The organism is Streptomyces tagetis (assembly GCF_018069565.1).
GTDB classification, from domain to species: domain Bacteria; phylum Actinomycetota; class Actinomycetes; order Streptomycetales; family Streptomycetaceae; genus Streptomyces; species Streptomyces tagetis.
Genome location: NZ_JAGPNL010000002.1, coordinates 19330 through 44096, shown reverse-complemented (window position 1 = coordinate 44096; position 24767 = coordinate 19330). Strand labels below are relative to the sequence as shown.

At 73.5% G+C, this 24767-nt stretch carries 24 protein-coding genes; 4 read left to right on the top strand and 20 right to left on the bottom strand.

What is annotated here, in order from left to right; translation table 11 throughout:
• Positions 1-51 precede the first annotated feature (51 nt).
• From J5Y05_RS08530 to J5Y05_RS08465, 14 genes are all read right to left on the bottom strand, one after another.
• Positions 52-1251, bottom strand: coding sequence for an MFS transporter (locus J5Y05_RS08530; protein WP_247614414.1), 1200 nt, complete (start codon positions 1249-1251; stop codon positions 52-54).
• A gap of 143 nt (positions 1252-1394) precedes the next feature.
• Positions 1395-2348 (bottom strand): alpha/beta hydrolase, encoded by a 954-nt coding sequence (locus J5Y05_RS08525; RefSeq protein WP_210869933.1) that lies wholly within the window; start codon positions 2346-2348, stop codon positions 1395-1397.
• Complete coding sequence (locus J5Y05_RS08520) at positions 2341-3117, bottom strand: carboxymuconolactone decarboxylase family protein (RefSeq protein ID WP_210869931.1); 777 nt, start codon at positions 3115-3117, stop codon at positions 2341-2343. The genes J5Y05_RS08525 and J5Y05_RS08520 overlap by 8 nt, the downstream gene beginning before the upstream one ends.
• A complete protein-coding gene (locus J5Y05_RS32440; protein ID WP_210869929.1) occupies positions 3114-4061 on the bottom strand; it encodes an NAD(P)-dependent oxidoreductase in 948 nt (315 codons plus the stop codon). Before J5Y05_RS32440 ends, J5Y05_RS08520 begins: the two co-directional genes overlap by 4 nt.
• Positions 4048-4440, bottom strand: a complete 393-nt coding sequence (locus J5Y05_RS08510) for a carboxymuconolactone decarboxylase family protein (protein ID WP_210869927.1) — start codon at positions 4438-4440, stop codon at positions 4048-4050. Before J5Y05_RS08510 ends, J5Y05_RS32440 begins: the two co-directional genes overlap by 14 nt.
• A complete protein-coding gene (locus J5Y05_RS31630; protein ID WP_210869925.1) occupies positions 4437-4925 on the bottom strand; it encodes a cupin domain-containing protein in 489 nt (162 codons plus the stop codon). Before J5Y05_RS31630 ends, J5Y05_RS08510 begins: the two co-directional genes overlap by 4 nt.
• A complete protein-coding gene (locus J5Y05_RS08500; RefSeq protein ID WP_210869923.1) occupies positions 4922-5875 on the bottom strand; it encodes an NAD(P)-dependent oxidoreductase in 954 nt (317 codons plus the stop codon). The genes J5Y05_RS31630 and J5Y05_RS08500 overlap by 4 nt, the downstream gene beginning before the upstream one ends.
• Positions 5872-6690: an SDR family NAD(P)-dependent oxidoreductase gene (locus J5Y05_RS08495; protein ID WP_210869920.1), complete on the bottom strand. Its 819-nt coding sequence runs from the start codon at positions 6688-6690 to the stop codon at positions 5872-5874. The genes J5Y05_RS08500 and J5Y05_RS08495 overlap by 4 nt, the downstream gene beginning before the upstream one ends.
• Positions 6691-7026: 336 nt before the next feature.
• Positions 7027-7860 carry an N-acyl homoserine lactonase family protein gene (locus J5Y05_RS08490; RefSeq protein ID WP_210869918.1) on the bottom strand — a complete coding sequence of 278 codons (834 nt, stop codon included), beginning with the start codon at positions 7858-7860 and terminating at the stop codon, positions 7027-7029.
• Entirely contained in the window at positions 7857-8798 is a 942-nt protein-coding gene (locus J5Y05_RS08485) for a DUF6282 family protein (RefSeq protein WP_210869916.1), read from the bottom strand. The genes J5Y05_RS08490 and J5Y05_RS08485 overlap by 4 nt, the downstream gene beginning before the upstream one ends.
• A 37-nt stretch (positions 8799-8835) precedes the next feature.
• Positions 8836-9978: an ABC transporter ATP-binding protein gene (locus J5Y05_RS08480; RefSeq protein ID WP_210869914.1), complete on the bottom strand. Its 1143-nt coding sequence runs from the start codon at positions 9976-9978 to the stop codon at positions 8836-8838.
• The gene (locus J5Y05_RS08475; RefSeq protein ID WP_210869912.1) at positions 9975-11687 is read right to left on the bottom strand and encodes an ABC transporter permease subunit; all 1713 of its coding nucleotides are present in this window, start codon (positions 11685-11687) and stop codon (positions 9975-9977) included. Before J5Y05_RS08475 ends, J5Y05_RS08480 begins: the two co-directional genes overlap by 4 nt.
• 4 nt (positions 11688-11691) lie before the next feature.
• Entirely contained in the window at positions 11692-12762 is a 1071-nt protein-coding gene (locus J5Y05_RS08470; protein WP_210869910.1) for an extracellular solute-binding protein, read from the bottom strand.
• Positions 12763-12870: 108 nt separating this feature from the next.
• Complete coding sequence (locus J5Y05_RS08465) at positions 12871-13650, bottom strand: IclR family transcriptional regulator (protein ID WP_210869907.1); 780 nt, start codon at positions 13648-13650, stop codon at positions 12871-12873.
• A 432-nt stretch (positions 13651-14082) separates the two neighbouring features.
• Between J5Y05_RS08465 and J5Y05_RS08460 the strand changes: the two genes are divergently transcribed.
• The 4 genes from J5Y05_RS08460 to J5Y05_RS08445 are packed head-to-tail and all read left to right on the top strand — an operon-like array spanning position 14083 to position 17923.
• A complete protein-coding gene (locus J5Y05_RS08460) occupies positions 14083-14862 on the top strand; it encodes an HpcH/HpaI aldolase family protein (protein ID WP_210869905.1) in 780 nt (259 codons plus the stop codon).
• 35 nt (positions 14863-14897) lie between these two features.
• Complete coding sequence (locus tag J5Y05_RS08455; protein ID WP_210869904.1) at positions 14898-15821, top strand: cupin domain-containing protein; 924 nt, start codon at positions 14898-14900, stop codon at positions 15819-15821.
• On the top strand, positions 15818-16396 hold the full coding sequence (locus J5Y05_RS08450; protein WP_210869902.1) for a carboxymuconolactone decarboxylase family protein: 579 nt from the start codon (positions 15818-15820) through the stop codon (positions 16394-16396). Before J5Y05_RS08455 ends, J5Y05_RS08450 begins: the two co-directional genes overlap by 4 nt.
• A gap of 60 nt (positions 16397-16456) precedes the next feature.
• On the top strand, positions 16457-17923 hold the full coding sequence (locus tag J5Y05_RS08445) for a flavin-containing monooxygenase (protein WP_210869900.1): 1467 nt from the start codon (positions 16457-16459) through the stop codon (positions 17921-17923).
• Positions 17924-18001: 78 nt separating this feature from the next.
• Here the strand turns inward: J5Y05_RS08445 and J5Y05_RS08440 are convergent, their stop codons facing one another.
• The 6 genes from J5Y05_RS08440 to J5Y05_RS08415 are packed head-to-tail and all read right to left on the bottom strand — an operon-like array spanning position 18002 to position 24758.
• On the bottom strand, positions 18002-19714 hold the full coding sequence (locus tag J5Y05_RS08440) for a CocE/NonD family hydrolase (protein ID WP_210869898.1): 1713 nt from the start codon (positions 19712-19714) through the stop codon (positions 18002-18004).
• Between the two features lie 19 nt (positions 19715-19733).
• On the bottom strand, positions 19734-20675 hold the full coding sequence (locus J5Y05_RS08435) for an MBL fold metallo-hydrolase (RefSeq protein WP_210869896.1): 942 nt from the start codon (positions 20673-20675) through the stop codon (positions 19734-19736).
• A 41-nt stretch (positions 20676-20716) separates the two neighbouring features.
• Positions 20717-21640: an alpha/beta hydrolase gene (locus J5Y05_RS08430; protein WP_210869894.1), complete on the bottom strand. Its 924-nt coding sequence runs from the start codon at positions 21638-21640 to the stop codon at positions 20717-20719.
• A 4-nt stretch (positions 21641-21644) separates the two neighbouring features.
• Positions 21645-22769, bottom strand: coding sequence for an FAD-dependent oxidoreductase (locus J5Y05_RS08425; protein WP_210869892.1), 1125 nt, complete (start codon positions 22767-22769; stop codon positions 21645-21647).
• 11 nt (positions 22770-22780) lie between these two features.
• Positions 22781-23734 (bottom strand): phosphotriesterase family protein, encoded by a 954-nt coding sequence (locus tag J5Y05_RS08420; RefSeq protein ID WP_210869890.1) that lies wholly within the window; start codon positions 23732-23734, stop codon positions 22781-22783.
• A gap of 49 nt (positions 23735-23783) precedes the next feature.
• Positions 23784-24758 (bottom strand): phosphotriesterase family protein, encoded by a 975-nt coding sequence (locus J5Y05_RS08415; protein ID WP_210869888.1) that lies wholly within the window; start codon positions 24756-24758, stop codon positions 23784-23786.
• Positions 24759-24767: the final 9 nt, after the last annotated feature.

Genomic DNA, 24767 nt, shown 5'->3' with positions numbered 1-24767 from the left:
GCCGCCGCCTCGCCCAGCGCCTCCTGGCGGGCGCGGGTGTACCGGCCCGGTTCAGCGGCCCACCGGGAACGCGGTGCGGCGCGCGGCCAGGACGGCGGCGAAGGCGACGAGGGCCGCGGCGCCCATCACCGCCGGCAGGACCGTGGCACCCGCGCTCTCGACGAGGAGGCCGCCGACGACCCCGCCGGCCGCGATGGCCAGGTTGAAGCCGACGGTGAAGAGCGAGAGGGCGACATCCGTGTCCGGGCCGGCGGACTCGGCCAGCGCGGTCTGCATCTGCGTGGCGCCGCCGCCGAAGCCGAGGCCCCACAGCACCAGGCCCGCCACGGCGAGCGCGTCGGACACCCCGCCCGCGGCCAGCAGGCCGCCGGCCGCGAGGAAGAGCGCCAGCGAGGCCAGGGTGATCCGGCGCAGCGCCCGGTCGACGACCGTGGCGGTCACGGCCAGTCCGGCCAGCGACGCGACGCCGAAGACCAGCAGCGCGAGGTCGACGCCGAGCGAGACGCCGAAGCCCCGCAGGTAGGGGCCGACGTAGGTGTAGAGCACGCAGTGGGCGAAGATCCAGGCCAGGACGGTGAGCAGGATCGGCGTGACGCCGGGGACCCGGACCACCGCCGGCAGCGGTTTGCGCTCGTACGACCGCTGCCCCGGCGCGTCCGGTACGGCGAGCAGCGCCCAGCCGATGATGAGCGCGGACAGCACCGACATCGCTCCGAACGCCCAGCGCCAGTCGGTGACGCCGCCCAGCCAGGAGCCGAGCGGGGTGCCGACGGCCAGGGCGACCGGGGTGCCGGCCATCGCCACGGCGAGGGCCCGCCCGGCGAGCCGCTCGGGGACGATCCGCCGCACGTATCCGGCGAGCATGCTCCACAGCAGGCCCGCGAAGGCGCCGCCGAGCAGCCGGGCCGCCAGGGCCACCGGCAGCGAGGGGGCGAGGGCGGTGACGGTGTTGGCGACAAGGAAACCGGTGAGGCCGCCGATCAGCAGCGGCTTGCGGCGCAGACCGCGGGTGAGCACGGTGGCCGGCACCGCGGCGAGCACGGTGCCCAGCGCGTACACGCTGACCAGTTGACCCGCCGTCCCCTGGGAGGTGCCCAGGCCGGAGGCGAGCCCGGAGAGCAGGCCCGCGGGGAGTGTCTCCGTCATGATCACGATGAAGCTGGTGCCGGCCATCGCCGGCAGGGCTCCCCAGGGGAGCCGGTCGTCGTCCGTCGCCCGCGCGCGGGGTCCGTCCGTGGGAATCACGCTCATGTCAGGAATCTAAGACCTGATACTGATGTCACGATCACGATCACGATCACGGTCCCGGGGCGTGAGGCCGGCCACGCCGGGCCGTGGGCGGGCGGGGAAGGACCGTGGCCGGGCCTCTACGAGGCTGACCAGGCCGGGCCGGCTCAGCCGAGCAGCGGGGCGAGGAAGGCGTCCCGGCGCTCCTCGGCGAGCCGGGCCAGGGCGAACGGGCGGGTGAGGAAACCGTGCGGCGCGTCCGGCCACACGTCGAGGACGGCGGGGTTGCCTGCCGCCCGCCAGCGGGTGGCGAGGAAGAGGGTGTCGTCCAGAAGGGGGTCCTCCGTGCCGACGGTGAAGTGCGCCGGGCACAGCCCGTCCAGGGGCGCGTAGAGCGGGCTGACCTCGGGCCCGCGCCGCCGCTCGGCGCTCCGGCCGGGCAGGAAGCCGGTGAGGAACCAGGCCAGGTCGGCGGGGCTGAGCACCAACGGCCGCCGCCACTGCCGGGCGCTCGGCGTCAGGCCCAGGTCGTACCAGCCGTAGGCGAGGCAGGCGGCGTGGAACGCCCCCGCGGCCTCGGGCCGTTCCCGCAGGGCCAGCAGGGTCAGCACCGCCAGGTGGGCCCCGGCGGACTCGCCGCCGATCACCCAGCGGGCGGGGGTGCCCAGTTCGGCGGGGCCGTGGCGCAGCAGCCAGCGGGCCACGTCCTCGCAGTCCCGTGGCGCCGCCGGCCACGGGTGTTCCGGGGCGAGGCGGTACTCGACGCTCACCGCGCGCAGGCCGGTCGCCGCGGAGAGCCGGAGCAGGGCGTCGTCCTGTTCGTCGGCGGCGCCCAGGGTCCAGCCGCCGCCGTGCAGGTGGACGTAGAGGCCGCGCGGCCGGGCGGGCGGCGGCAGCACCCGGACGGTGACCGGGCCGGACCGGCCGGGGACGGTGCGGGGGACGGCTCCGGGCGCGAGCGCCGGGCGCAGGGCCGCCCGGCGCTCGGACCGTACCCGGGCGGCCGGCAGCGCGGACCGCTCCTCCCGCCCGGCGGCGGCCCGCTCCTCCCGCGCGGCCCACGTCCGTACCTCGGCGCGGGCCGTCGCGGGTGCCGTCCGCGGCCGGAACGGCTCACTCATCGGCGGCTCTCAGTTCCTCCATGACGATCGGGGCGGCCGTGGTCGCCGCGTGGATGCCGATCACGCTGACGATCTCCAGGACCTCCATGATCTCGCCCACGGTGGCGCCGTAGCGGACCGCGTTGCGCAGGTGCAGCTTGAGACCGGGGGCGTACAGATGGGTGGCGGAGGCGTCGAAGGCGACGTAGACCAGTTCCTTGACCTTGGGTTCCAGGACGCCGTGGTCCCACGGTACGGCGGAGAACTCCAGGTAGGCGTCGAAGAGTTCGGGGTCCACTTCGAGGAGCCCGTCCCAGAACTCGTGCCAGTAGCCGCGCCGTTCCTCGAAGTCCGCGCGCAGCAGGCGCCGGCGCTCGTCCAGCGGGGCGGGGCCGTCGCGCAGGCCCTCCTCGTCCAGCACCTCCAGCAGGAGCGGTACGCCGATGTTGACCGCGTGGATGCCGAGGGTGCTGGTGAGGGCCAGCACCTCGGCCAGTTCCTGGGCGGTGGCGCCGTGTTCCAGCGCGGCCCGCACATGCTGGCGGATGCCGGGCTCGTAGAGGTGGGTGGCCGCGGCGTCGGCGGCGATGTAGATGAACTCCTTGACCTTGGGCGGCAGATGGGAGGTGCGCCAGGGCACGGTGGAGAACCGGAGGTAGGCGGCGAGCAGGTTCGGGTCCAGCCGCAGGATGCTCTCCCAGGCCGGGCCCCAGGTGCCGCGGACCTCCTGGAACTCGTCCTTGAGCTGCTGTTGCCGTGCGGTGAGCGGCGCGTGCGGGTCGTGCGTCACGGGATGTCCCCTCTTCTCTTCTCGGGCGAAAGCGCGGGCGTGTCCGGGGCGGGCCGGTGCCGTCGCTCCAGCCAGCGCACGATCTCCGTGTGGTCTGCGGTGGGCGGCAGGTCGGCCGCCGCGCTCTCCCACAGCTCCAGGGCGGCTTCCCCCAGCGGGGCGGCGCCGCCGGTGGACGCGGCCAGTTCGGTGGCGGTGCGCATGTCCTTGACCATCAGCCGCAGCGCGAACCCGGAGTCGAAACCGCCGGGCAGGACGAAGCGGGGCCACTTCTGCTCGGTGGAACCGCTGCGCCCGCTGGAGCCGTTGACCGCGTCGAGCATCACCGCTGGGTCGATGCCGAAGCGGCCCCCGGCGAGCATCGCCTCGGAGGTGACGAGCAGGTGGGTGGCGGACATCAGGTTGTTCAGCGCCTTGAGGGCGTGTCCGGCGCCGGGCGGGCCGACGTGCAGGACCCGGCTGCCCAGCACGCGCAGCAGCGGCAGGGCGCGTTCCCAGTCCGCGTGGTCGCCGCCGGCCATGACGGTGAGCATGCCGGCCTCGGCTCCGGTGACCCCGCCGGAGACCGGGGCGTCCACCAGTCGTACGCCGCCCCGGGCCGCCCGCGCGGCCAGGTCCCGGGTGCGCTCGGGCTGCGAGGAGCCCATGTCGACCAGGAGGGTGCCGGACGGGAGCCGGTCGAGGAGCCCGCCGTCGAGCAGGACGGACGTGACCACCGCCGAGTCCGGGAGCATCAGCACCACCACCGCGGCCCCGTCCACGGCGGCCTCGGCCGACGCGGCGAACGTCACGCCGGGTGCGCCGTCGAGCCGGGCCGCCGCGCCGGGCGCCGGGTCGTGGCCCGTCACGCGGTAGCCGGCCGCGCCCAGCCGGCGGGCCATCGGCGTCCCCATGCTGCCCAGGCCGAGGAAGGCGACGGCCCGGTCCGCGTCAGTCCTGGTCACGGAGGTCTCGCAGGACGCCGTCGGCCACCCGGAACGCCTCCAGCGCGGCCGGCATGCCGCAGTAGACGGCCACCTGGAGCAGGCACTCGCGGATCTCGTCCTCGGTGACGCCGTTGGTGATCGCGCCCCGGACGTGGACGCCGAGTTCGTGGTTGCGGTTCAGCGCGGCGAGCATCACCAGGTTGAGCATGCTGCGGGTCTTGCGTTCCAGGCCGTCGCGCGCCCACAGGGCGCCCCAGCAGTGCTCGGTGACGAAGTCCTGCGCGACGCGGGAGAAGTCCGAGGCCGCGGCCAGGGACCGGTCCACGTGCGCCTCGCCGAGCACCTCGCGGCGGATGCGCAGGCCGGTCTCGTACAGGTCGGAGTGGGGTGCGGTCATGATGTCTGGGCTCCCTCGGGGGTGGGGGTGGGGGTGGGGTCGGTGGCGCCGGTTTCGGTGTCGTCGGCGGCGGCGGTGGTGTCGGTGGTGTCGGTGGTGTCGGTCGCGGCGGGGGTCTCCTGGGCGGCGTCGACCGGTTCCATCCACTCGGTGGTGCCGAGCGAGATCGCCAGGTGGACCAGGAAGGAGTCCTCTCCCCCGCCGTGCCAGTGGATCTCGCCCGGCGGCACCCACACGGTGTCTCCGACGCGCAGCGGGCGGACCGGTCCGCCGCGGCTCTGGATGCGCCCGCCGCCGGCGGTGACCAGCAGGATCTGGCCGTGCTCGTGCCGGTGCCAGTGGGTGCGCGAACCGGGGGTGAAGAAGACCTGGTTGACGGTGACGCCGTCGGTGGTCGGCAGCACCGGGTCGGTCCACACGGTGCCGGCGAAGGTGTCGGTGCGGGGGCGGGCCTCCTGCGGTGCCCTGCCGGGGATGATGATCACGTGCCTGCCTCCTGGTGGGGGTCGCCGGCCTGGTCCGGGGCCGGGTCCGGGCACCCGGGGCGGGCCGGGGCGCCGGCGAGGTCGCCGAGCGCGTCGAAGACGCGGTTGCTGATGAGGTCGCCGTAGCCGAGCCGGGCGGCGGCGCCGAAGGAGGCCACCGGTCCGGCCGCGTTGAGCGAGGGCACCCCGAGGTCGCGCAGGTGCGCGAGGTACAGCAGGACGTCCTTGAGCATCAGGTCGCCGGTGAGCCCGCCCTCCAGGTAGTCGCCGCGCACGATGTGCGGGAAGCGGTTCCTCGTGGCGAAGTTCATGCCGCTGCCGGAGTTGAAGACCTCCAGCAACTGCGCCGGGTCGAGGCCCGCGCGGTCTCCGGCGACCATCACCTCGGCGGTGGCGGCGAGGCTGACGGCGTTGAGGAAGTTGTTGAGGAGCTTGGCCGAGTGCCCCGCGCCGACCGCGCCCATCCGGTGCACCCGGGCGGCGAACAGACCGAACAGGTCTGCCAGCCGGTCGAGTTCGGCGTCGGGACCGCCGGCCATGACGGTCAGCGCGCCGCGTTCGGCCGCCGCCGCGCCGCCGGTGACGCCCGCGTCCAGGAGCACGGCCCCGCGCTCGGCGAGCAGCCCGTGCAGCCGGACGGTCGACGCGGGGGCGGAGGTGCTGAGGTCCACCACGGTCTGCCCGGGGCGGGCGTGGGCCAGCAGTCCGCCCTCCCCCTCCACCACGGCCTCGACGACGGTGCTGTCGGGCAGGGAGAGCAGGATCGTGTCGCAGCGGCGGGCGATCTCGGCGAGGTCGGCGGCGGGTTCGGCCCCGGCCTCGCGGACCCGGCCGGTCTCCCGGTCGTGGCCGAGGAGCGGGGTGCCCGCGTCGGTGATGCGCCGGGCGATCCGGCCGCCCATGTTGCCGAGGCCGACGAATCCGGTCGGCGCGGTGCCGGGCGCGCTCATCGGTCCACCTCCGGCGGGGTCCAGGCACCGGCTCCGCCCGAGGGCCGCACGGTGTTGACGACACTGGCGCCGCCGTCGGCCGGCAGCACCGCGCCGGTGACGAAGGAGGCCCGGTCGCTGAGGAGGAAGGCGACCGCGTCGGCGATCTCCTCGGGCCGCCCGGTACGGCGCACCGGCGTGGTGCTCGCGCGCCGGGCCATGTCGTCGCCCGCCCCCGGCTCCCGGGCACCGGCGAACAGCCCGGTCGGGACGAGGCCCGGCGCGACGGCGTTGACCCGGATGCCCCGGGGCGCCCCGTAGACGGCACCGCCCTCCACCAGTCCCCGGACGCCGTACTTGGACGCCTGGTAGGGCAGCAGGTCGGCGCTGCCGCGCAGGCCGGCGATGGAGCCGGTGATCACGACGGCGCCGGTGCTGCCCTGGTCCCGGTAGGCCCGGAAGGCCCCGCGCAGGCCGAGGAAGACCCCGCGCAGGTTCACCCCGAGGACCAGGTCGAAGTCCTCGGCCGTCAGATCGGGCGGGGCGGCGAAGGAACCGACGACACCGGCATTGAGGTGGTGCAGGTCGACGGCACCGAAACGTTCCCTCGTCGCGGACAGGTAGTGGTCGACGTCCTCTTCCCGGGACACGTCGGCGGTGATGGCCAGCGCCGGTCCCGGCAGCGCGGCGGCCACGGTGCGGGCGGCCTCGGCGTCGCGGTCGACCACCGCCACGGCGGCGCCGTCCTCCGACAGCCGGCGGGCGCTGGCCGCCCCGATCCCGCTTCCGCCGCCGGTCACGACGGCGGTCTTCCCCTCCAAGGGGCCGTTCGGCATGGCTGTGCTCCCGTTCTCTGGGCTTGCCGTGTTTCCCGGCCGGTCGTCTCCGCGGTCGCGGTCGGCCCGGCTGTCTCACTCGGCTCGGTTGTCTCGGCTGATACGGCAGATACCGCTGTCTCGGCTGGTGCGGCTGATACGGCAGATACGGCTGGCTCGGCTGGTGCGGCTGGTGCGGCTGGTGCGGCTGATACGGCTGTCACGGCCGCATCTGGCGGCCCGGCCGGCCGCCACTCGCGCGCCGCGCCCGGCCGGCCTGTTCACAGGCGTTGACCGCGCTCATCGCGTTCACAGTGATCGACGTGTTCACAGGGCTCGTTGGCCCGGCCCCGCCCCTCAGGCGACCCGCCGGACCAGTCCGCCCGTTCCCGGCTCGGCCGGAAAGCGGCGTACGACCTCGGGGTCGTGTCCCGGCACCAGCACCCGCCCCGGCCGCTCCACCAGCTCCTGGAGCAGGTCGAACCCCCGGTACATCGCGGGCAGGTCGGCCACGAAGGCGAACGGCCGGTCCAGCTCCAGTTCCTCGTAGTAGTGCAGGGCGTCCGAGGCGAGGACGACCTCGCCGCCCGGGACCTCGACCAGCACGACCAGTTGGCCGGGGGTGTGTCCGCCGACCGGCAGCACCCGGATGCCGGGGGCGATGGGCACAGGACCGTCGACCAGCGTGAGCCGGCCCTCGTCCCGTACCCGCCGCAGGGCGTCGATATCCTCGGCCTCGACCGAGTGCGCGAACTGCGCCCGGACCGCCAGCGGCCCCGTCCAGAAGTCGAACTCCGCCCGTGCCATGACGACCTCGGACCGGTCGAAGGCGCCCAGGTTGCCGATGTGGTCGTAGTGCGCGTGGGTGACGACGACGAGCGGGGCATGCTCCGGGCCCGCGCCGGCCCGGCGCAGTTCCGCGACCGGGTCGGTCAGGGTGGTGCGGCCCCGGCGGGCGCCGCCGCGCGGGCTGTAGCCGGTGTCCACCACGACGGGTCCGCCGGGTCCGGTCACGAGCCACACGTAGTAGTCCATGTCCAGGGGGCCGTCGGGCTCGCCGTGGATGGAGTGGTTGAGGTAGATCTCCGCGCGGGTGCCGGTGCGGGTGCCGTAGCGCACCGCGAACACCCGGCGCTCCTCGCCCTCCCCGGCCCCGCTCCCGGTCCCGGCCCCGGTGGTGGCGCCGTTCATCGGTACAGCAGTTCTGCGGCGTTGGTCCCGAGCATGCGGCGGACGTCCTCGGCCGGCACCCCGGCGTCCAGGAGTCCGCGGGCGGCCCGGCGGAAGAGGGTCACCGGGAGCGGGTTGTGCCGCTGGCCGGAGTCGGAGGAGAGCACGGTGCGCCCGGGGCCCGCGGCGTCGATGTAGGCGAGCAGTTCGCCCAGGTCGCGGCGGCGCTCGGGGCGGCCGAAGTACATCACCACGCAGTGCTCCACGGTCACGCCCTGGCGGGCCCAGGCACGGACCTGCTCGGCGGGCGCCCCCACCACGAAGCAGGGGTGGTTGACGAGGACGCGCCGCACCCCGGCGGCGAGCGCCCCGTCGATCAGCGCCTGGGACTCGTCGACGCCGAGGTGGCCGCAGGTGAGCACCGCGTCCTCGGCGGCGATCACGTCGAGGACGTCGTGGACCTCGGGGAGCAGCGCGCCCTTCTCGTCGACGACGCGCAGGACCTCGTTGGGCCGCAGCTCCACCACGCTGGTGGGGAAGCCGGTGTCGTGGGTGCGGTGGTGCTCGATGTGCGCGTGGGAGGAGAGCGTGGGGAACCACACCACGCGTCCGCCCATCCGCAGGGCGAGTTCCACGGCGTACGGGTTGAGGCCGCCGACGGTGCGGTTGAGGGCGATGCCGCCGAAGACGTCCACGGAGAGGTCGTCCAGCCCGCCCTGGCCGAGGGCGAGGATGTCGGTGACCATGCTGTGGTGGTGGGACTTGGCGACGATCGCCCGGTAGCCGGCCGCGTCGGCGTCGCGGGCCGCGTCGAGGATGCTCATGCGGCGCGGGAACGGGCTGGGGCCGGGGTGCTGGTGCAGGTCCACGGCGCCGCGCAGCAGCTCGTCCGCTTCCTCGTCGGGGGTGCCGCGGTCGCCGTCGAGTTCGGGGTCGAGGAGGTCGGCGGTGGTGGTCATGGGGGCTCCTGGCGGTACGGGTCGGTCGGTGGGCGGTTCAGGGGGTGACGAACACCTGGTCCTCGGGGCGCCAGTGCGCCAGGACGGCTTCGCCGGCGGTGACGGACGGGGTGGCCTGGGCGGGCCGGACCACGCACCCGGGGCTCTCGTCGTCGTAGCGGAGTTCGACGCGCTGGTAGGTGCCGTAGAAGGAGACGTCGGTGACGGTGGCGGGGGCGGTGCTGTGGCCGGACGGGACGGGGTCGGCGGCCGGGATCACGCCGAGCTTCTCGGGGCGGACCACCAGGTGGCGGCCCTCGGTGCCGGCGGCGCCGCGGCCCAGCGGCCAGACACGGTCGCGCCAGCGGTAGCCGTCGGGGCCCGCGGTGCCCTCGAAGAGGTTGGACTCGCCGAGGAACTGGGCGACGAACCGGGTCCCGGGGTCGTGGTAGAGGCCGTCGGGGGTGCCGACGGCGTCGAGCCGGCCCTCCCGGAAGACGGCGATGCGGTCGGAGAGGGTCATCGCCTCGTCCTGGTCGTGGGTGACGAAGACGAAGGTGAGGCGCAGTTCGTCGTGGAGCCGCTTGATCTCCCGTTGCAGGGACTGGCGGAGCTTGCGGTCCAGGGCGCTCAGCGGTTCGTCGAGCAGGAGCACGCTGGGCGAGAAGACGACCGCGCGGGCGAGGGCGACGCGCTGCTGCTGGCCGCCGGAGAGTTCGTGCGGGCGCCGGTTCTCCTTGCCGCGCAGGTCGGTGAGTTCGACGACCTCGCCGACCCGGCGGGTGATCTCGGCCCGGTCCAGCCGGCGTTCCCGCAGCGGGAAGGCGATGTTCTGCGCGACGGTCAGGTGCGGGAAGAGCGCGTAGCTCTGGAACACCATGCCGAAGTTGCGGCGGTGCGGCGGGAGCGGGGAGATGTCCTGGTCGTTGAGGAGGATGCGGCCCTCGCTCGGGTCGGTGAACCCGGCGATCATGTTGAGGGTGGTGGTCTTGCCCGAGCCGCTGGGCCCGAGCAGGGTGATGAACTCGCCCGGGGCGATGTCGAGATCGACGCCCGAGACGGCCATCGCACCGGAGCCGAAACGTTTCCCCAGTCCGTCGAGCCGGATGCGGCCGCCGGCCGCCGGCGGTGCGGCCGGGGGCGCCGCTTCGGAGGCGGGCCGACGTGTCTGCCTGTCGGTGCCGAGTACGGGAATCCTCACCGGGTGCCTGCCTTTCCGCGGCGTGCGCCCACCAGTTGGGCGAGCAGGATGGGAACGCTGACCAGGATGACCATCACGCTCGACGCGGCCGAGATGGTCGGGTCGATCTGGATGGTGACGCTGTTGAACATCTGGACGGGGAGGGTGAAGACCCCCGGTGCCTGGAGGAAGAGCGCGACGACGACCTCGTCCAGGGAGGTGACGAAGGCGAGGACCGCTCCGGAGAGCACGCCCGGCAGGGCCTGCGGCAGGGTCACCCGCCGGAAGACCGACCAGGGCCGGGCGCCCAGGCCCGACGCGGCCGTGGCCAGCCGGGGGTCCATGCCCTGGAGCCGGGCGAAGACCGCGATCACCACGTACGGCAGGGCGAGCGCGGTGTGCGCCAGCATGATCCCGCCGAGGGTGCCGTTGAGCCCGAGCCGCAGGAAGGCGGCGAAGATGACCAGCGCGACCAGGATGTTCGGCACGATCAGCGGGGAGAGCAGCAGCCCGAACAGGACGCCGCGCGAGCGCGGGCCGAGCCGTTGCAGTCCCATCGCCGCCGCGGTGCCCAGCACGGTCGCGGCGAGCGCGCTCACCAGGGCCACCTGGAGCGAGTTGCCGATGGACTCGGTCCAGGCCGGCGAGTGCGCCAGGTTGTCGTACCAGCGCGTGGACCACTCCTCGGGCGGGAACCGGAAGGTGGTGCCGGCCGAGAGGCTCATCGGGATGACGACCAGGGTCGGCGCGGTGAGCAGGAAGCCGACCAGGACGGTGTAGAGCCGCAGCCACGGTCCGGACCCGCCCCCGCCGGGCCCCGCGGGCCGGGCCGGGGCGGCGACGCCCGGTACGGAGCTGAGGGTGCGCCCCTTGGCAATCCGCTGGGCGAGACCCATCACGAGCAGGGTCACGACCAGGACGAAGATGCCCATGGCGCCGGCGCCGCCGAAGTCGAGCCGGTCACGGGCCCGGACGTTGATGATCTGGGCGATCATCGCGTTCTGCGGGGAGCCCAGCAGGGCCGGGGTCACGTAGAAGCCGAGGGCCAGCACGAAGACCAGGGAGGTGCCGGCCATGACACCGGGCATCGACAGCGGCAGGTAGATCTTGCGGAAGCTGCGCAGCCGGCTCGCCCCGAGGCTCTGCCCGGCGTCCAGCAGCCGGCGGTCGATCTGCTGCATGGAGCTGTAGAGCGGCAGGACCAGGAAGGGCAGGAGCACCTGGGTCATGGAGAGGGCGACGCCGGCCGTCGTGCCGAACAGCGGTTCGTCGCCCAGCCCCACCGTGCGCGAGAAGCGCTGGATGAGACCGCCGTCCTGGAGCAGGACCAGCCAGGCGTAGTTGCGGGCGAGCATGCTGGTCCAGAACGGCACCAGCACCACGGTGACCAGCAGGGCCCGGCCGACCGGCCCGGCCAGGGTCATCGCGTAGGCGTACGGGTAGGCGACGAGCAGCCCGGCCACGGCCACGATCAGGGCGACCAGCAGGGTCCGGCCGAGGACGCGCAGGGTGTAGCCGTCCGTGAACAGGCCGATGTAGTTGCCCAGTCCGGCCTGGGGCTCGGTCACGCTGCGCACGGCCACGCTGATCATCGGGAGGACGAAGAGCAGCAGGAGGGCGATGAGGGCGGGGAGCAGGAGCAGCGCCGCGGCGGTCCGGTTGCGCCCTTCGGCGCCCCGGACCGGCCGGGCGGTGTCCGGCGACCCACGGGTGACGGTCGCGGTCGTCATGGCGTCAGCCGATCTTCCATTCGGTCCAGCGTTCGAGGACCTTGTCGGTGTTCTCGATCCACCACTTCTTGTCCTGCTCCGCCAGGCGGCCCCGGTCGGGCAGGAAGGCGTTGAAGGACTTCTGTACGTCGCTGTAGTCGATGGACTCGATGTCCACGTCGGTGCGGGCCGGCGCGGTGCCGGTCAGCGCGGCGTACGCCTTGGCCTGCTCAGGCTCGATGGCGAAGGCGATGGCGTCCTGCGCCAGATCGGCGCGCGGGGTGCCCTTGGGGATGACGAGGGCGCCGATGTCGGTGGTGTTGAAGTCCCACACGGCCTTGAGGTTGGCGCCGGACTCGGCGGTGGCGATGGCGCGCGCGGTCACGGTGATGACCATGGCCGCCTGCTTGTCGACCAGCATCTGCTGGACGGCGCCGTAGCTGGGCGCGAAGACCAGTTGGTCCTTGATGGTGTCCAGCTTGCGCAGGGCGCGCTCGACGTCGAGCGGGTAGAGGTCCTTGGGGTCGACGCCGTCGGCGACCAGGGCGGACTCCAGCAGGCCGTTCTTCGGGTAGTCGAAGACGATGCGCTTGCCGGGGAAGCGCTTGGTGTCGAAGAAGTCCTTGATGTTGTCGGGCTGTTCGCCCTTGTAGAGGTCCGCGTTGTAGGCGAAGACGTTGGCGAAGCGGTAGGTGGGGACGAAGCAGTCGCCGGTGGTGCCCTCGGGGAAGAGGCTGCGGTCGAGGTCGCGGTGGTCGAGCTTCTCGTAGAACTTGTCGCAGTAGGCGCCGGCGTAGATCCAGCTCATGTTGGCGAGGTCCCACACGGGCCGGCCGGACTCGACCATGGCGCGCACCTGCGCGGGGTCGGCCGGGCTGACGTTCTTGAACTTGGTGCCGGTCTTCTCGGTGAACGGCTTCTGCAGGGCCTCGATCTCGTTGTCCTGGAACTGTCCTCCGGTGCTCGCCCAGGTCAGGGTCTGGGGGCCTGAGGAGTTCTGGCCCTTGTCGGAGCCACAGCCGGCCAGCATGAGCGAGCCGGCGGCGAACAGGGCGGCGAGCTGCACGCCTCTGGCGCGGGTGAAGCGTCTCCTCATGGTGCTGCCTTTCTCGGGCGGAGGGCGTCCTTGCGCTCCGCCCTTGTCGGATCGGGCCGTGTCGGCCGGTCCGCGGCGGTCCGCCCCGGGGGGGGCGGGTCCGAAGCCTCAGCCGGACTCCACGTCGTGGACCAGCGGGTCCGTCAGCTCCCGCTGGAGGGTGGCCGCGGCGGCGGTGAGCGCCTGTGCGACCGGACTGTCGTCTTCTTCGGGGACGAGTTGGGCGATGCCGACGACCGCGAGCGAGGCCACCAGCCGGCCGCTGCCGCCCCACACGGGGGTGGCCACGGCCCTCACCCCCTCCTCGTCACTGGTGCGCACCGAGACACAGGTGCGGTGGATGGCGGCGGTCTCCGCCTCGGTGAGCGCGGTGACCGGGCCGCCGGGGCGGTGGTAGCACTTGTCGGGGTAGGCCGCGAAGAGGGCCGCCTGCGCGGTGTTGGGCCGCAGGGTGCTGCCTCTGCGGATCGACACGTGCGCGGTGCGGCTGGCGTCCTCGTGGACCTCGGCCACGACGGGGGCGTGGCCGTTCCAGATGCTGAGCACCACGGTGTGGCGGACGCGGTGGCTCAGTTCCTCCATCACCGGCCGGGCGAGGTCGACGACCCCGAGGCGGGTGAGGGCGGTGATGCCGAGTTCGGCGAGCAGGGGGCCGACCTCGTAGCGGACCCGGTCGAGCCGCTGGAGCAGTCCGTGGGTCTCCATCGAGGCCAGATAGCGGTGGGCGGTGGACTTGCCGACGCCCAACTCCTTGGCGGCGTGGGCCAGATCGATGGCCCCGTCCTCGTTGAGGCGTCTGAGGAGCTGGACGGTGCGGGCGATCACCTGGATGTCGCCCGTGGGCGTCTCCACGCCGTGGGCGGACGGTTTGCGCGACGCACCGGACATCTCTGCCTTCCCCTCTGCTGTCCCGTATCGCGGGTCAGCCGTTCTTCAATGCGGTACGGCGGACTCTAAGGCAGCCTCACCCGAGGCTGTCAAGACGTCGGAAGCGGACCATTTCGCCCGGCCGGCGGGTCGGGCGGAGGTGCTGCGCACCCCCTTGACAGAACCCGTCCGGCGAACCTAGCTTGCAAAGCCATTCCCGCATAGCAGGAATTTCATCCCGCTTTACGGGACGTCTGGAGGGTCCGGACCCGGGCCCCCACGGCGGCCCCGGGGCCCTCGGCTCCGGGCCCTCCGGCGCGAACACCGCCACCCCGAGCCACCGAACACCGCCGTCCCGAGTCGCCCCCGTACGCCGGTCCCGGCCCACGCGAGGCACGCCCCGTACCCCTCCTCCCGCATCCCGGCCCCGTTCCGGAAGAAGGCACACCGCCCATGCACATGCTCGAACGTCTCTCCGACCCCTCCCGGACGCCCCTGATCGGCACCTGGGTGAAGATCCCGGCCCTGGAGACCACCGAACTGCTGGCCCGCGCCGGATTCGACTTCCTCGTGGCCGACATGGAGCACAGCCCCATGACCCTGGAGGCCGTCTACCGCATGACCACGCTGGCCCAGGCGCTGGGCCTGCACGTCCTGGTCCGGGTCCCCGACCGCAGCGGCAGTCACATCCAGCGCGTGCTGGACCTGGGCGCCGACGGCATCCTGGTCCCCCGCGTCGGCAGCGCCGAGCAGGCCGCCGCCGCGATCTCCGGCATGCGCTTCCCGCCCCACGGCGACCGCGGCCTCGGCACCACCTCCCGCGCCGGGGCCTGGGGCCTCGACACCACCGCCGACTACCTGGAGCACGGCGAGAGGGACATCCTGCGCATCCCGCAGTTGGAGGACCCCGGCGCCCTGGACGAGGCGGCGGCCATCCTCGACACCCCCGGACTGAACGCCGTCTTCCTCGGCCCCGGGGACCTGTCGCTCGCCACCGGCCTGCCGCCCGGCTCCCCCGAGCTGACCCGGATGGCCGACGGCCTGCTCCGCGAGGCCGCCGCCCGCTCCCTGCCCTGCGGCACCGCCGTCCGCGACGCCGACGCCGCCGCCCGCGCCGCGGCCCGCGGCTACTCCTTCGTCATGGTCGGCAACGACGCCCACCTGTTCGGGCAGGCCGCCCGGCAGCTCTGCGGCGACACCCGGGCCGGCGTCCGCACCGCCCGCGGCCACTGAACCCCACCGCCCCGCACCACCCCGAGAGGAACGACATGGTCTACCACGCCAGCGACGCCCGAGCGGCCCTGCGGCAGGCCGGCGACGGCACCCCCGCCCCCGCCCGCGCCACCGGACAGGCGGCCCCGGCCGAGTACGTGCCCTTCCCCGATGTGCCCCCGCACTCCACCGGCGACGGCGGGCGCACCTGGTTCGCCCGCGGACAGAACCTGGTCGTCGGCTACACCGAGGTCGCGGACGAGACCACCGTCGCCCTGCCCGCCGGCCCCGACGAGCACGCCCTGCTGCTGCCCGAGGACACGGTCGGCGCGGTGGTGGAGACGGGCGGCGAGCGCACCGAGATCGCCGGCCACACCCTGACCTTCCTGCCGCCCGGCGCCGCGGAGATCACCCTGCGCGGCCGGGGCCGGGCCGTCACCCTCGGCACCACCCGCTGCGCCGAGCTGGCCGCCCGCGCCGTCAACGCCGACTCCTACGCCACCGCGCACCCGCACGTCACCCCGCTGACGCCGTGGCCCGAGCCGGTCGGCGGCCACCGGGTGCGCACCTACCGGCTCGACGTCCCCGGGCTGGAGAACCCGCCCTTCCGCATCTTCCGCTGCTCCTCGTTCATGGTGAACGTGCCGCACCGCCGCAGCGGCCCCCGCGACACGACCCGGCTCTCGCCCCACACGCACGACGACTTCGAGCAGTTCTCCCTCGTCATCGACGGCGACTACACCCACCACCTGCGCTGGCCCTGGACCACCGACCTCTCCGAGTGGCGCGAGGACCAGCACCTCACGTGCCAGGCGCCGTCCCTGACCGTCATCCCGCCGACCGTCGTGCACACCAGCCAGGGCACCGGCGCGGGCGTCAACCACCTGCTCGACCTCTTCTCCCCGCCCCGCGCCGACTTCTCCCGGATGCCGGGCTGGGTCCTCAACGCCGACGACTACCCGATGCCGGACCAGGGATGAGCGAGCGACTGGGCGGCTGCGCCGACCCCGGAGCGCTGGACGCCGACGCCCTGGCCCTGTACCGGGAGCTGGTCCACGGCCGCCGTGCCGAACGCCCTCCCGCGTTCCCGCTGACCGGCCCGTCCGGCCGGCTCAACGGCCCGGCCGCCACCTGGCTGCTCCACCCGCCGCTGGGCACCGCCCTGGAACGGCTCGGGGCCACGGTCAGCTACGACCTCACCCTCTCCGCGCGCTGCAAGGAGACGGTGATCCTCACCGTCGCGCACCACCACGACAGCGTCTTCGAGAAGTACGCGCACCGGCTCGGGGCCGCCCGCGCCGGGTTCACCGCCGAGGAGACCGAGGAGCTGTGCGCCGGGCGGACCCCGGCCTCGGCCGGACCGGAGGAACGGTGCACCCACCGCGTGGCCCGCACCCTGCTCGCGGACGGCCGGCTCGACGACGCCTCCCACGCGGAGGCCCTCGCCGTGCTCGGCCCCAAGGGGCTGTTCGAGGCGGTCACCCTGACCGGCTTCTACACCCTGCTGGCCTATCAGCTCGGCGCGTACGCGATCGTGCCGCCGGCCGGCGGCTGACCACACGAGACGGCCGGCGCGGCCGGCCCGGCCGCGCCGATTGGAAGGGAGCACCACCGCATGGGCGCAGCACCCGCCGAGACCACCGGCGTCGTCATCATCGGAAGCGGATTCGGCGGGATCGCCGCCGCCGTCAAGCTGCTGCGGTCGGGGGTGAGCGACTTCGTCATCCTCGAACAGTCCGAGGGGATCGGCGGCACCTGGTGGGACAACCGCTATCCCGGCTGTGAGGTGGACATCCCCTCGCACGCCTACTCGTTCTCCTTCATGCCGCACGACTGGCCGCGCACCCACGCCGGGCAGCCGGAGCTCCAGCGGTACGCGGAGGCGACCGTGGACCGCTTCGGGCTGCGCGGGCACATCCGGCTGGGCACCCGCGTGGAGGCGGTGCGCTGGCAGGAGAGCGAGGGCCACTACCGGGTGGAGACCGGCTCCGGGACGCTCCACGCCCGGTTCGTGATCAGCGCCGTGGGGCTGCTGAACGTACCGAGGTACCCCGAGTGGCCGGGGCTGGAGGAGTTCGCCGGCGAGTCCTTCCACACCGCGCGCTGGGACCACTCGGTGGAGCTGGAGGGCAAGCGGGTGGCGGTGGTCGGCACCGGTTCGACCGCCGTGCAGGTGGTGCCGGCCATCGCGGACCGGGTGGCCCACCTCTACGTGCACCAGCGGGAGCCGGGCTGGGTGGAGCCCAAGGGGGAGCGGGCGTTCAGCGCGGCCGAGCGGGAGCGGTTCCGGCGCCGGCCGCTGTACCGCAGGCTCTACCGGTACGCGCTGTTCGCCCAGTCGATGGGCCGGTTCCGGGCGTACGACGCCGGGAGCCGGGCGCAGCGGCGGATGCGCGAGCTGTGCCTCGGCTACCTGGACCGGGCGATACGGGACCCCGAGACCCGGCGGGCGCTGACGCCGGAGTACCCGTGGGGCTGCAAGCGGCCTATCTACGCGTCGAGTTACTACCCGGCGTTCAACGAGCCGCATGTGGAGCTGGTCCCGCATCCGGTGCGGTCGGTGACGCCGAAGGGCGTGGTCGACGTGCTCGGCGAGGAGCGGGAGGTGGACGTGCTGATCCTCAGCACCGGCTTCCAGCCGACCCGTTTCCTGTCCGCGTTCACCGTGACCGGCACCGGCGGCAGGGACCTCCAGGAGTACTGGGGCGACCGTCCGCGGGCGTTCCTCGGGGTGACGGTGCCGGAGTTCCCGAACTTCTTCATCCTCTACGGGCCGAACACCAACGGCGGTTTCTCGATCATCGCCCAGTTGGAGCGCCAGGCGGAGATGGCGGCCCGCGCGATCCGGGCGGCGCGGCGCAAGGAGGCGCGGGTGGAGACCGAGCCGGCCGCGCTGGAGCGGTATGTGCGCTGGCTGGACAGGCAGTTCGGCAAGCGGGCCTCGGCGATGGAGGCGGGGTGCAACAACTACTACCACACGCCCTCGGGGGCGAACGTCACCCAGTGGCCCCGTACCCACCTCGCCTATTACGTCCTGACGAAGACCCTCGCCAGGAGGGGTCTGACCCTGCGCCGCCGCTGACCGGACCCGGTCACGGCCGCCGCCACGGGGGCGCGCGGCGGGTCGCCGGTGTGCTCCGGCGACCCGCCCGGCGTGCGGTCACACCGTGAACGGCAGCACCAGCCGGGAGGGGTGCGCGGCGTCCCGGTAGATCTTGTGGGTGACGGGGCGGCCGACCGGGAGGTGGAAGGCGTCCGGCGGCAGCAGCGCGTTGTGCGCGTCGGCCAGGGGCTCGTCGTTGGACAACTCCGCGACCAGCCGGTGTCCGGGGAGGAAGGTGGCGGCGAACGGGTAGAGCCGCAGCACGTACTCCTCGATCGCCCCGGGCTCGACCGGCACCGCGCGGGTGTGCGGGTGGTACGGGTCGCCCTCGGTGGTGCGCTCCTCGTCCAGTTCCCGGTGGGACGCCTTGAGGTAGCCGGTGGTGACCAACTGCCGCCGGCCGCCGGGGGCCTCGTCCCACAGGCGCAGGATGAAGTTGGTGTCCTCCTGGTCGATCTCCGCGAAGAGGTGGGCGGCGCCGGTGCCGATCAGCTCGGTGGGCTCCTCGAAGGGCTCGGTGCTCCAGGAGAGCGTCTGCACCGTGTCGGTGACGGTGAGCGGTGCCTGGTAGAAGCCGTCGGGGGCGGCGTACTCGGCGCCCATCGGCTCGGGTTCGAAGGAGAGCCTGTGCCGGGGGCGCAGGTGGAGCGCCCGGTGGGCGATCTCCTTCGGCGGCCACTGGGCCGCGGTCACCACCTCGCGGGAGCCCTCGACGAAGACGCTGACGGCGGGCTCGTCCATGATCCCGGTGTCGATGCCCTTGAGCCAGTGGTCGTACCAGCGGAACATCTTGTCGTGCTCCTCGATCCAGGGGCGCGACTGCATCGGCGGGTAGGAGCCGATGTCCAGCTTCTTGGGGCCCTTCAGGACGTCGAACAGCTCGATGTGGCCGTCGACGGTCCAGCCGCGTCCCTGGTCGATCTGCAGGTAGACCGGGATGTCGATGTTCCGGGCCAGGGTGATCGGGTTGCGTTCCTCGTACCAGTCGCCGTCGAGGGGGTTCATCACGATGTCGAACCAGAACTCGCGGTTCTCGGGGTACTTGAGGACGTGCACGAGGTTGGGCCAGGCCGCCACGTCCGGGTCCCTCAGCCGCTCCTCGACGAGCCGGTTCAGCTCCTCGGGCGGGTACACCTCCCGCATCCGGGACCGGACGTCGGTGTGCGCGATGCCGGAGTCGCCGCCCCGGCCCTCGCGGGCGGCGCGCGGCATGAACCACATGACGCCGCCGTGGTAGGTCGTCTCGTAGAAGTCGAAGTGGCCGCCGCTGACGAAGATCGCCTTGAGGTGCGGGGGCCGCTCGGCGGCGGCGAGCACCTGCATGGAGCCGAAGTACGAGATGCCGGTCATGCCGACGTTCCCGTCGCACCACGGCTGCGCGGCGACCCACTCGACGAGGTCGTACAGGTCCTGGCCCTGGGAGACGCCGCCGAAGTTGTAGTTGCCGATCATCACGCCGCCGGAGTCGCCGGTGCCGCGCATGTCGCCGATGACGTGGACGTACCCCTCCCCGACGACGCGGGCGATGTCGCCGGCCTCGATGCAGCCGTCCCACATCGGGCTGGGCCGGCGCTGCGGCGGTGTGGTCAGGGCGAGGGCCTGGAGTTCCTTGCCGTAGGCGCTCATGGCGATCAGGGCGGGGCGGGGGGTGTCGTCCGGGGCGTGGTAGGCGTCCACGGCCAGGTCGACGCCGTCCCGCATGGGCACCCGGAGGTCCTTGCGGACGGTGATGGTCCGCTCCCCCGCGCGGAAGGTCTGCGTGTCAGTCATGGGTGGCGAGGCTCCTGTGTCACGGGTTCGGGTCGAGAGGGGTGCGGTAGCCGGCCATCGTGGTGAAGAACGGCGACGGCTCCGCCGTGGGATCGCCGGTGTACCCCAGTTCTTCGGCGACGCGGGCGAACGGCGAGTACGGCGAGTCCGTCTCCCGGGGTCCGTCCGCGAGGCACCGGCGGACCGCCTCGGTGATGCGCCGCTCGGCGGCGAGGCTCTGGTCGAGGGCCTCGCGGGCCTGGCCGGCGTCGAGTTCGACGCCGTACGGGGTGCCGTCGGCCCGGCGGTAGGGGTGCCCGAGGTAGAGGTGCCGCGGCCGGACCTCGTCCCGCAGGTGTTCCAGGGCGGTGCGGTACGCGGCCGGGTCGGTGTAGCCGGGGAAGCCGTTGGCGGCCCCGTGGACCTGGACGGCGTCCCCGGCGAAGACGGCCCGGCGGTCGTCGACGACGTAGGCGACCGATCCGGGGGTGTGGCCCGGCACCGAGTGGACGGAGACGGTGACCCCGCCGCCGAGGGAGAGGGTCTCGCCGCCCCTGACCAGCAGGGAGGGCTCCATCTCGCCGGAGATGACGGCGTACGTGGCGGCCGTCACCGCGGCCTCGCCGTTCGGGTCGCGCAGGTGGCGGCCCCGGCCCGCGCGGTACTCCGCCACATGGGCCCGGCGTGAGCGCAGCATCGGGGCGTCGGCCTCGTGGATCACCACCCGGGCCCGCCGGCCGGTCAGCTCCCACAGGGCGTGGGCCCCGCCGACGTGGTCGATGTGTCCGTGCGTCAGGAGAATCCAGCGGACGTCCTCGACGCGGCGGCCGATGGCCGCGAGGGCGGGGGCCATCCCCTCGGCGGGCGAGGAGGCGATCCCGGTGTCGACGACGGCGGGTTCGGGCGCGTCGATGTAGAAGCTGTAGAGGCCGAACCGGCCCCACGGCGAGACCAGGGGGTGGATGGTGGGTGAGTGCGTCATGAGGGTGTTCCTTCCGCGTCCGTCCCCGGGGGCGGGCCGGGTCACCGGCCGTCGAGGAAGTCGCGCGTCCGAGCGAAGACCCCCTGGTACTCGGGGAGCCAGGAGAAGTGCTGGACGAAGCCGTGTCCGGCGCCGTCGTACCGGGTGACCGTCGCCGCCACGCCGGCCTCCCGGAGCCGGTGGCCGTACGCCTCGCCCTCGTCCCGCAGCGGGTCGTACTGCGCGGTGACGATCAGCGCGGGGGGCAGTCCGGAGAGGTCGGCCCGCTTGGCCGGCGAGACGAGCGGGTCGGCGGGGTCGGCGCCGCTGCCCAGGTAGAAGGCGTTGAACGGCTTGAGCCCGGCCGTCTCCAGTCCGTACCCCACGGCGTTCTCCCCGAGGGAGGCGTAGCGGCCGGCGTCGAAGTCGAGGTCGAGGGAGGGGTAGTAGAGGATCTGGTGGGTGATCCCGTCGAAGCCCTCGTCGTGGGCGCGGGCCGCGACCGCGGCGGCGAAGGTGCCGCCGGAGCTGTCGCCGGCCACGGCGAGGGTCGTGCCGTCCCAGCCCAGGTCCGCGCCGTGCTCCGCGACCCAGCGCACGACGGCGTGGCAGTCGTCGAGGCCGGCGGGGAAGGCGGCCTCGGGCGCCAGGCGGTAGCCGACGGAGACGACCTTGCGCCCGGTCTCCTTCGCCAGCGAGCGCGCCACGTGGTCGTGGGTCTCCAGGCTGCCGAGGAAGAAGGCGCCGCCGTGGAAGTAGACCAGGATGCCGTGGTGTCCGGCCCCGTCGGGCGTGTAGATCCGTACGGGCACCTCGCCGGCGGACGTGTGCGCGGTGACGTCCTCGACCGCGTGGAGCGGGAGCCGCCGCGCGAGGGGGGTCAGGTGCGCCTCGTCGGCCGCGCGCATCGCGGCCGGGTCGAGCGGGCCCTCGGGCGGGGCCGGCAGCCGGGCGAGGAACGCGGCGATCTCGGGGTGCAGTGCCATGGTGTCACTCCTGCGGTGCGGCGTCCGCGGGCTTCTGCCCGGGGAAGACGTCGTCGATCTCGTCCTCGCTCCATCCCTGGCGCGAGATGTGCTGGAGCCGGTCGGTCACCGGCTTGCGGGTGGCCTGGTAGAGGGCGAGCGCCTCCGGCAGGGTGTCGGCCTCGCGCAGGGCGTCGGCGAGCGCGCCGGCGTCCTCGATGGCGGAGTTGGCGCCCTGGCCCTGGTGGTGGAGCATCGAGTGGGCCGCGTCGCCGACGAGGACGACGGAGTCGGAGTGCCAGGTGTCGACGGGGTCGATGTCGTACACGGCGCGGATGTTGACGGTGCTCATGTCGAGGCCGCGGGTGATGGCCACGAGGCGCTCGTCGAAGCCGGCCACCGTGGCGAGGAGGTCGTCCTTGGTGACCTCGGGCGACCAGGTGGCGTCCGGGCACAGGGCGGTGATGTCGAACGAGACCTGGCCCCGGTGGCGCAGCGGCAGCAGGTAGACCTTGGTGCCCCGGCCGATGTACATGCGGAGGTTGTCGTCGACGACCATGCCGTGCGCGTCGGCGGTGGAGATGACGGCGCGGTAGGCGTGCTCCCCCGAGAACACCGGCTCCCGCTCGCTGAAGAGTTCGCGGCGCACCACCGACTTGATGCCGTCGGCGCCGACGACGAGGTCGGCTTCGGCGCCGGCGCCGCCGGTGAAGGTGAGGTGGGCACGGTCGCCCAGGTCCCGGACGGTCTCCAGCCGGTGGCCGAGGTGGACCATGCCCTCGGGGAGCACGCCGAGGAGGGCGTCGATGAAGTCGCCGCGGTGGATGAGGTGGGTCTTGGTCTCCTCGGCGAAGTCGTGGATGCCCGGCCACGCCTCCTTCATGATCGGGTCCCCTCCGGCGGTGAGGATCTCGAAGCAGTCGCTCGGGGAGCTGACGCCCGCGACGGCGTCGAAGATCCCCCACTCGCGGAACCGGTTCATGGTGGCGGGCCGCAGACCGATGCCGGCGCCGACCTCCCGGATCTCGGGGGCCTGTTCGTAGACGTCGACGCGGGCGCCGAGCAGGCTGAGCGCTTTGGCCGCCGCGGCGCCGCCGTATCCCGCCCCGACGACGGCGATCTTCAGATTCTTCAGGTCCGAGCTGTCCATGGTGGTTCTCTCTACTTCTGGAGGGTGAGGAAGCCGGCCGGGTTGTCGACGAAGACCGTCCGGATCGCGGCCTCGTCGAGACCGGCGGCCCGCAGGTCGGGGAGGAGGTCGTCGAAGAGGTAGTTGACGGTGTGGCCGCGCACGCCCGGCCAGCCCAGGGGGCTGCAGTTGGCGTCGGCGGAGGCGAGGACCTGGGTCAGCCGCCCCTCGCCGACGAAGCGGAGGAAGTGGTCCAGGCGCTCCTGGCGGGGGCGGGCCCAGAACGGCGGGTCGGGCAGCTCGGTCTCGTAGCCGAAGGTGTCGAAGCCGATGCGTCCGCCCTGCTCGGCGATCCAGGTGTCGCGCGTCCTGCCGGCGTTCACGCCGTCGTCGACGTGTCCGAACAGGACGCGGTGCAGGGGCAGTCCCTCCTCCTCGAAGACGGCGATGGCGTTCTCGGCGTCGATCGCCAGGTGGGTGAGGACCGGTACGCCGGTGGTGAGCGCGGCGCGGGCGGCGGCGCGGTAGATGCGCTTGTCCAGGTCGGTCATCCGGCCGCCGCGGCTCACCCCGACCTTGATGACGCCGGCGAGGCTGCCGGTGTCGCCGATGCCGACGGTGATCTCGTGGACGAACTGCCGGGTCAGCTCCTCCACGCCGGCCCGCGCGAAGTAGGGCAGGGCCGTGTCACCGCCGACGAATCCGGTGCAGGCGACGATGTGGACGCCGGTCTTGGCGGAGAGCGACTTGTAGTAGTCGACGTCGCGGCCGTTGCAGATGCCGGTCACGTCGACGAAGGTGCCGCCGCCGTGCTCACGGAAGGCGCGCAGCTTGGGGACGGTCTCCTGGTACCGCTCCTCGGGGGACTTCCACCACGTCGTGTCCAGCTCGGAGCCGGGCATGCCGTAGCCGATGTGCTCGTGGATGGCCACGAACCCCAGTTCCTCGGCCGGGACCGGTCCCAGCACGGTGTTCACACGCGACACAACACTCACCTTCGGGAGAGAGAGACTTGACGGTCGTCCGGGCCGGCGCTCAGCGCACCGACAGCAGCTCGCGCGGGTTCTCGACGAGAATCCGCCGCGTGTCCTCGTCGCCGAGGCCCCGCGCCTCCAGGAGCGGGACGAAGGCGGTCAGGAGGTGGGCGTAGGGCACGTCGTTGCCGGGGTGGCCCTTCGCCACGCCGGTGGCGCCGCAGGAGAGCAGGACCCGGTCGCCCAGGCCGGCGCGGACCAGGTCGGCGACGAGCGCGGCGCGTTCGGTGTCGGTGAGGTGGTCCGCGTCCGTGCCGCCGACGTGGTCGAGGGCGACGTAGGCGCCGCGGCGGGCGACGGCGAGGGGGGCGCCGGCGGCCACGGCGTCCCTGCGGTCCAGTCCGCCGACGACGACGCGGTCGGCCGGCAGCTTCTCGTCGAGGACGACGTCGAGGTCGTGGACGGCGTCGTGCCCGTGGCGCAGCGAGACGGCGACGCCGGTGCGCAGGGCGGCTCGGGCCGCCCCGCGGAACAGGCTCTCGTCCGTCGCGGTCATGCCGGTGCGGGTGGCGGCGGTGGCGATCAGGCCGGCGGCACCGCGCCGCTCGACGCGGGGGACGACCATGCCCTCGTCGACCTCGCGGGCGAAGAGGCCGGCGAACTTCTCCGCGGGCCAGGGCGTCGGCGGGTTGGTCTGCGGGGTGAGGAAGTAACCGCCGAGCAGCTCCTCCGGGCCCTGGCCGGTGGAGGCGACGAGGTGCACGCCGGTCGTGCGGGACAGGGCCTCGTAGAGGCGGACGTCCCGGCCGTGGAACATGCCGGTGGCGTCGACGACGGTGCCGCCGCCGGCGGCGCGGAACTCCGTCAGCCGGGCGGCCAGGGTCTCGAAGACCTCGGCGCGGTCGAGGGTGACGTCGACGGCGTACTGCGCGCCGGGAAGCACCGACAGCAGCGCCTCGTGGACCGAGACGACGCCCAGGTCCTCGGCCGGCACCGGTCCCAGGACGGTGTTCACGGTGTTGCTCTTGACGCTCATGCCCTGCCT